At 45.1% G+C, this 5,891-nt stretch carries 6 protein-coding genes; 4 read left to right on the plus strand and 2 right to left on the minus strand.

Annotated elements, in window-relative coordinates; translation table 11 throughout:
* The 4 genes from QTO00_RS13295 to QTO00_RS13310 all read left to right on the plus strand — a co-directional run.
* Positions 1-869: D-hexose-6-phosphate mutarotase (locus QTO00_RS13295; protein WP_331425234.1), on the plus strand; the 869-nt coding region annotated here is incomplete at its 5' end.
* A 131-nt stretch (positions 870-1,000) separates the two neighbouring features.
* Positions 1,001-1,825: a 23S rRNA (guanine(745)-N(1))-methyltransferase gene (gene rlmA, locus QTO00_RS13300; RefSeq protein ID WP_331425235.1), complete on the plus strand. Its 825-nt coding sequence runs from the start codon at positions 1,001-1,003 to the stop codon at positions 1,823-1,825.
* 77 nt (positions 1,826-1,902) lie between these two features.
* Positions 1,903-2,850, plus strand: coding sequence for a ChaN family lipoprotein (locus QTO00_RS13305; protein WP_331425236.1), 948 nt, complete (start codon positions 1,903-1,905; stop codon positions 2,848-2,850).
* Between the two features lie 174 nt (positions 2,851-3,024).
* Positions 3,025-3,381 carry a hypothetical protein gene (locus QTO00_RS13310; protein ID WP_331425237.1) on the plus strand — a complete coding sequence of 119 codons (357 nt, stop codon included), beginning with the start codon at positions 3,025-3,027 and terminating at the stop codon, positions 3,379-3,381.
* Positions 3,382-3,629: 248 nt separating this feature from the next.
* Here QTO00_RS13310 and QTO00_RS13315 read toward each other — a convergent pair whose 3' ends face one another.
* Together QTO00_RS13315 and QTO00_RS13320 are read right to left on the minus strand one after the other, a co-directional pair.
* Positions 3,630-5,306: a mechanosensitive ion channel family protein gene (locus QTO00_RS13315; RefSeq protein ID WP_331425238.1), complete on the minus strand. Its 1,677-nt coding sequence runs from the start codon at positions 5,304-5,306 to the stop codon at positions 3,630-3,632.
* A 206-nt stretch (positions 5,307-5,512) separates the two neighbouring features.
* On the minus strand, positions 5,513-5,891 hold a 379-nt coding region (locus QTO00_RS13320; RefSeq protein WP_331425239.1), incomplete at its 5' end, for a YcgN family cysteine cluster protein.

Raw genomic sequence — 5,891 nt, forward strand, 5'->3', positions numbered from 1 at the left:
ATACTCTCCCTGCCCTAACCGTTCTCTCTGACAACGTAACGATCGTAGAAATTGACCAAGTAAAAGTCATTCGTGTCATTCATGAAAAAGCAACCGCTGGTATTGCTTTAAACGGTGGGCATGTCATTTCATTCAAGCCGCAAGGTCAAGAAGACCTAATTTGGATGAGCGAACAAGCAATCTTTGATGGAAAAGCAGCACTTCGTGGCGGTATTCCTGTCTGCTGGCCTTGGTTTGGTCGCATTGCTGCCCCTGCACACGGCTTTGCGCGTACTAGCGAGTGGACGCTACTTGAACATCGTGAGAACGAAAAAGGTGTCATCATTGAACTTGGCCTACTACCTAACGAGCAAACGCTGGCTGTTTGGCCACATCAGTTCCAAGCTCACCTGTTGGTTGAAATTGGGGATGAGCTAAAAGTGACATTGGATGTGACCAACACAGATGAGCAGCCTTGGACCTTCAGCGGTGCACTTCATACTTACCTAAACGTAACTGATATTCACACCACTAAAACAACAGGTATGGGCGCTGAGTATATCGATAGCCTCCTAGATGAAAAAGTTTGCCAAGGTGGTAAAGAACTCGTCCTGACTGATACCATCGACCGCGTGTACACCAAGCCAGAAGCGGTTATCAATGTTGCTGACGGTACCCGTACAATCAGCGTTGAAAACCAAGGTCATAACTCAGCAGTGCTTTGGAACCCGTGGGCGGAAGGCGCTAAAGGTATGGCTGATATGCAGGATGATGGTTACAAAACCATGCTATGCGTTGAGTCAACACTGCACGCACCATCTATTGAAGCTGGTAAAACCTTGCAACCAGGCGAGAGCCACCAGCTAATCACAACAATTTTTGCCGAGTAGACTTTTCTCTCAATAAAACACATAGGCGGCACTTTGGTGCTGCCTTTTTTGTTTGCGAAATCGCTAGCTCGCTAGTGTGGCTTTGCACTTCCTGATAAACTCCGCCTTGTTAGTTTCCACATGAGCCTGTTATGTCTTACACCTGCCCTCTTTGCCACCAGAGCCTGTCGCTTTCTGAGCGCACGTACCGCTGCCAGAACAACCACTCTTTTGATTTAGCGAAAGAGGGGTACATCAATCTGATGCCCGTTCAACACAAGCGTTCAAAAGATCCTGGTGATAACAAAGAGATGATGCAGGCTCGTCGTCGCTTCCTGGAAAAAGACTACTACCAAGCGTTAAAGCAACATGTTGCCAAGCTATGCAGTGAAACTCTACGTGACACTCAGCACCGCCTGCTAGATATCGGCTGTGGAGAAGGCTACTACACCACTGAAGTAGCGGCTTCTCTAAACAATCAGTACGCTGATGCGAAAACTTTTGGTCTAGATATTTCCAAGGTCGCTATTCGTTACGCAGCTAAAAGGTATCCGAACTGCCATTTTTCGGTCGCATCGAGCCATCGACTACCCTTTGACGAAAAAAGTCTCGATGCTGTTTTACGTATCTACGCACCATGCAAGGCCGAAGAGTTAGGCAGAGTTGTTGCCGACCAAGGTGTTGTAATTACAGTAACACCTGCGGCTCGCCACCTCTACCAACTGCGTGACGAGATCTACCCAGATGTCAGACTTCATAGCGAAGAAGCAGAACAGATCGAAGGTTTCGTGCTAGAAAAACAAGAGAAGCTCTCCTACGTGATGGAGCTTCGCGATGGTGATGCCCATGATCTGCTACAGATGACGCCTTTCGCCTGGAAAGCCAGTGATGAGCTTCGCGAGCGACTAAAGTCCGCTACACTATTTGAATGCGAGGCAGACTTTATGATTCGTGTTTATCGTAAAGAAGTCAGTTAAGGATAATAATTCTCATTTTAATTGAATTCCAATCTCGCCTCCATTACTATTGTCGGCCAATCTAATGGAGGCTATTTATGTTTCGGCGTTTTGTCACTTCTCTTAGCGTTATCGCGCTTTCTGCTTGCTCTGCCACCTCTAACACACCACAGCAGCAATCTATCACCAGTTACTACGACTATCAGCTCTATTCTCCAGAGCAACAAGCTATATCACTCTTCTCTCTTCCAAATGAGATAAAACAGGCTGACGTCATTCTAGTTGGAGAATGGCATACACATGCCGGTATTCACCACTTCCAAACAGAATTGTTGAAGCAACGCCTTAACGATACCAAGGAAATCGCCCTGTCTATGGAGCAATTTTCCAGAGACAAACAATCTACCCTTGACGCCTACTTAGCAGGAGAGATAGGTGAGCAAGTCCTTATTTCTCAAGGTAACGCCTGGCCTAACTACGAAAGCGACTATCGCCCATTGGTTGAACTAGCCAAAGCCAATCAGCTCGATGTCATCGCGGCGAATGCACCTAAGTCATTTGTTCGTTGTATTGGACGCCAAGGCTTAAGCTATCTAGATAAACTCAATGCGAATGAACGACAGCAGCTCGCAGCCAACATAGATACCACTACCAGTCCATACAAAGAAAAGTTCATGGCTTCCATGCATCATGGAAAACCTGAGCAAACAGAGCGACAGTATGCTGCACAAATCACTTGGGATGAGACAATGGCAGAGAGCATAGTCAACTACCTTGAACGTCACCCCAACAAGCAAATTATCCATGTCGCAGGGAAGTTTCATACTGAGCAAGGGCTGGGAACCAAGGCTTCTCTATTAAAGCGTAACCCCAACCTGAGCGTGGTGGTCATTACCCCAACGGGTGCACCACTAGAAACCGTCGAGAATGGAGAAGACTATTTACTAGAGGTGCTCGCTCCACCTGTGCGCTATGTTCAGAAAGAGAATCGCATGGCCGCATACCATAACCTTGCAAAGCGTAACGACGACCTCACCTGCAAGTAGGCGCGTTTATTGCTCTTGTTACACTACAAAGCCTTTGAACACGATAGCTTCAAAGGCTTACAAAAACAGGCATGATTTATGCTTTGTTAGTTCAGATTCATTTATCAAATAAAACCCACAAGTTTTTAACTAAGTGGTCGATATAGTGTCTGAGGAAGATGTAAGGAGAGCATTATGACACCAGTAGGAATGGAGACGGCTAAGCTGTCGCCAACCCAGCAGGTAAAGCCTCAAGCAGCGGCTCCCGATTCGAATGCGGGTCAAGCCCCACTTAAGGTTGAACAGAATAAAGTCACGCTTTCTGATGAGGGAAAGGCGTTACTTGCCGCGCTACAAGAAATTGAAAAAGATAGCAAAGCAGCACAAACAGGCAATAAAACCGTCGGCGATAAAGTAGAGTCTTTCGCTCACGGTGCTTTAGGTATGGATCACCCAGATAAGATCAAAGAGGAAGAAGACGGTTCCTACTCTGCGGGGCAATACCTTTCCGCAGCGGCAACCATCGGCGGCATTTTATTAGCCATACTTTAGCGTTTTAAATAATCAAAACGCATTTATAACTTTTCTCCTCACGACAAAGGAGCCATTTGTCGTCAAGGCTCTGGCCATCCATTTGTGGCTGTTTACCTATACTCCTCTTATCCTCAGATATAACAAAGTTCACCATTAAGTGAACTTTGTTAAGCACAGTCAAACTAGTACTGACATTGTTCGAAACCACGACTGATCGGCCAACTCAATCGCATCAGCAAGATATACCTGACCAACAAAGCTGACGGTTATTTGATTTCAGTTTGTTGCGACTGATTAACCATATGTAAATGCACATCTTGCTGAGGGAAAGGAATCGAGATGCCTTCTCGATCAAACCTCAATTTCACCTCTTTGGTCACATCCCAATAGACATCCCAGTAATCATCGGTCTTCACCCAGGGGCGAACAATAAAGTCGACCGAAGAGGTATTTAAAGTATGTACGCGGATATTTGGCTCTGGAATACGCAATACTGCAGGATGTTCAGTAATGATATCAGTCAAAATAGCTTCGGCTTTAAGCAGATCATCGTTATAGCCAATGCCAAATACCATATCGACACGTCTCACTCGTTCATGCGTCACATTCTTAATGACGTCACCCCATATTTTACCATTCGGGATAATAATAATTTGGTTATCAAAAGTCTTGATCGTAGTGTTGACCAAGCTCATATGACTCACTTTGCCATCCACACCACCAGCGAAAACGAAATCACCCACATCAAACGGTTTGTAGATTAATAGCATCATACCTGCGGCGAAGTTCGAAAGTGTATCTTGCAAGGCAAAACCGACAATAACACCGGCAATACCAAAACCTGTCAGTACCGGGGCTAAGTTAAGACCGATCTGTGACAAGCCGACTAGAATACCTATCACCCATACCGCATTGCCCGACATGCCAATAAAAAAGTCCTGCATCAGCTGAGACAACTTAAGATTTTTCGACACCACTGCTTTACTAGTGATCTTACGCACCAACTTAGCAATAACACTAGTGGCAAAAATAATCAGGCCAAAGATAAACAGCTGGAATAAATGCTGAGGCGCGTTATTCGCCACCCAATCCCAGATTTTAGCCGACCAATGAGACATAATCGTTATAACAACACGGCCATCAAGTAAATCTTGAGTGATACTGCCTGTCACCTCGAAGTTAAGACGCTTGTACTCCGAAGTATCAATACCGACTTGGTCCCCAATTGAAATCAAAGATTTTAAGCTATCAATCGCGATATTCATTCGCTGTTGAACAATTAGCTGCCCTAACTGCAAAGAGGCATGCTCTGAATCTGGACTGACTGATAGCTGCCGATCTATAAGGCTAATCTGTTGATTTAAATACTCTACCGAGGCAGAGGTCAGCCTCAAGCGCTTGCTTAGTGAATCTTTAAACCGAGCATAAGAGAGGTGCTCATCTTCTCCAAGCGCATTTAGCCAATCGATATTCTCCCATGCTGATTGCATAGTGTTATCAAGATAGTGCTGTAACTCTTGTAGGTCGTTTAACAACGCGAGTTTGTCTTCCGCTTTGGCGGAGTCAATCTCGGCGTTTAACGTTTTAATTTTCCCTTCGAGGTAATGGCGCGCGTTATCAACATACTCTTGTTGCCGTTTGATTTGATCCAGTAACTTATCATTTGAAAGTGAACCTTTGCGCACAGCAGTATGAAGAGCCCCTCTTAAGCTCTCGTTCTTTTGAAAAAGCTTGAGCTGAAGTGCATCTTTTTCACCTCCAGTCACTGTTTCGACTGAATCTACCAGTTCACTTAGTTCATCGCTGATCCGCTCTATCTCAAGCTCTTGCTTGCTCGGTTGTACAGGCTCTTGAGAGGCGAATGCACTCCCAGCGAGCGAACCGAACACAAGAGCAACACCAACAACAAATAGACGAATATTCTTAAGAGACATTAAGTCCATGATGCCCTCTAATTAAAAATACATGTTTAGGGGTGGTAAGTACCGTACCAGTTTAGCCTACGGCTTTAGAGAAGCACAATGCAGCAAGTCAGCAAGTCAGCAAGTCAGCAGAAAAAGAGGCAATGAAAGTTTTTTTGACTACCAATAAATATTGAAAGGTGCCAGTAGGTATCGATATAGCTAACTAGCTATAAATGCATAAAAACTTAGCTGCGATTTGGATGGTTTAAGATGTGGTCTTCCCAATCAATGACATCGATTTCATAAACCACTTTATTACGAACACTCTCCCCCGCTGCATGCATCGCAGACTTAGAGCCAGTAATTAATGGATGCCACTCAGGAAGAGGCTGATTTTCAGCAAGCAGGCGATAAGCACAAGTGTGAGGTAACCAAGTAAAGTCATCGATATCTTCACGAGTCAGCTTGGTACACTCTTCACCTGATGTAAAACGATTCGGATAGTCTTTGCACGAGCACGTTTTGCTATTCAACCAGCTGCAAGCGACGTTGGTGTAATAAACTTCGTCGGTATCTTCGTCCATTAACTTGTGCAAACAGCATTTGCCACAACCATCACAGAGA

It is taken from the genome of Vibrio sp. M260118 (genome assembly GCF_036533755.1).
Classification (GTDB): domain Bacteria; phylum Pseudomonadota; class Gammaproteobacteria; order Enterobacterales; family Vibrionaceae; genus Vibrio.

What these genes read in the sequence shown, in the direction of transcription:
- QTO00_RS13305 (WP_331425236.1), top strand. Translation starts at nt 1,903, where the DNA reads ATGTTTCGGCGTTTTGTCACTTCTCTTAGCGTTATCGCGCTTTCTGCT.
- QTO00_RS13315 (WP_331425238.1), bottom strand. Translation starts at nt 5,306, where the DNA reads ATGGACTTAATGTCTCTTAAGAATATTCGTCTATTTGTTGTTGGTGTT.
- rlmA (WP_331425235.1), top strand. Translation starts at nt 1,001, where the DNA reads ATGTCTTACACCTGCCCTCTTTGCCACCAGAGCCTGTCGCTTTCTGAG.
- QTO00_RS13310 (WP_331425237.1), top strand. Translation starts at nt 3,025, where the DNA reads ATGACACCAGTAGGAATGGAGACGGCTAAGCTGTCGCCAACCCAGCAG.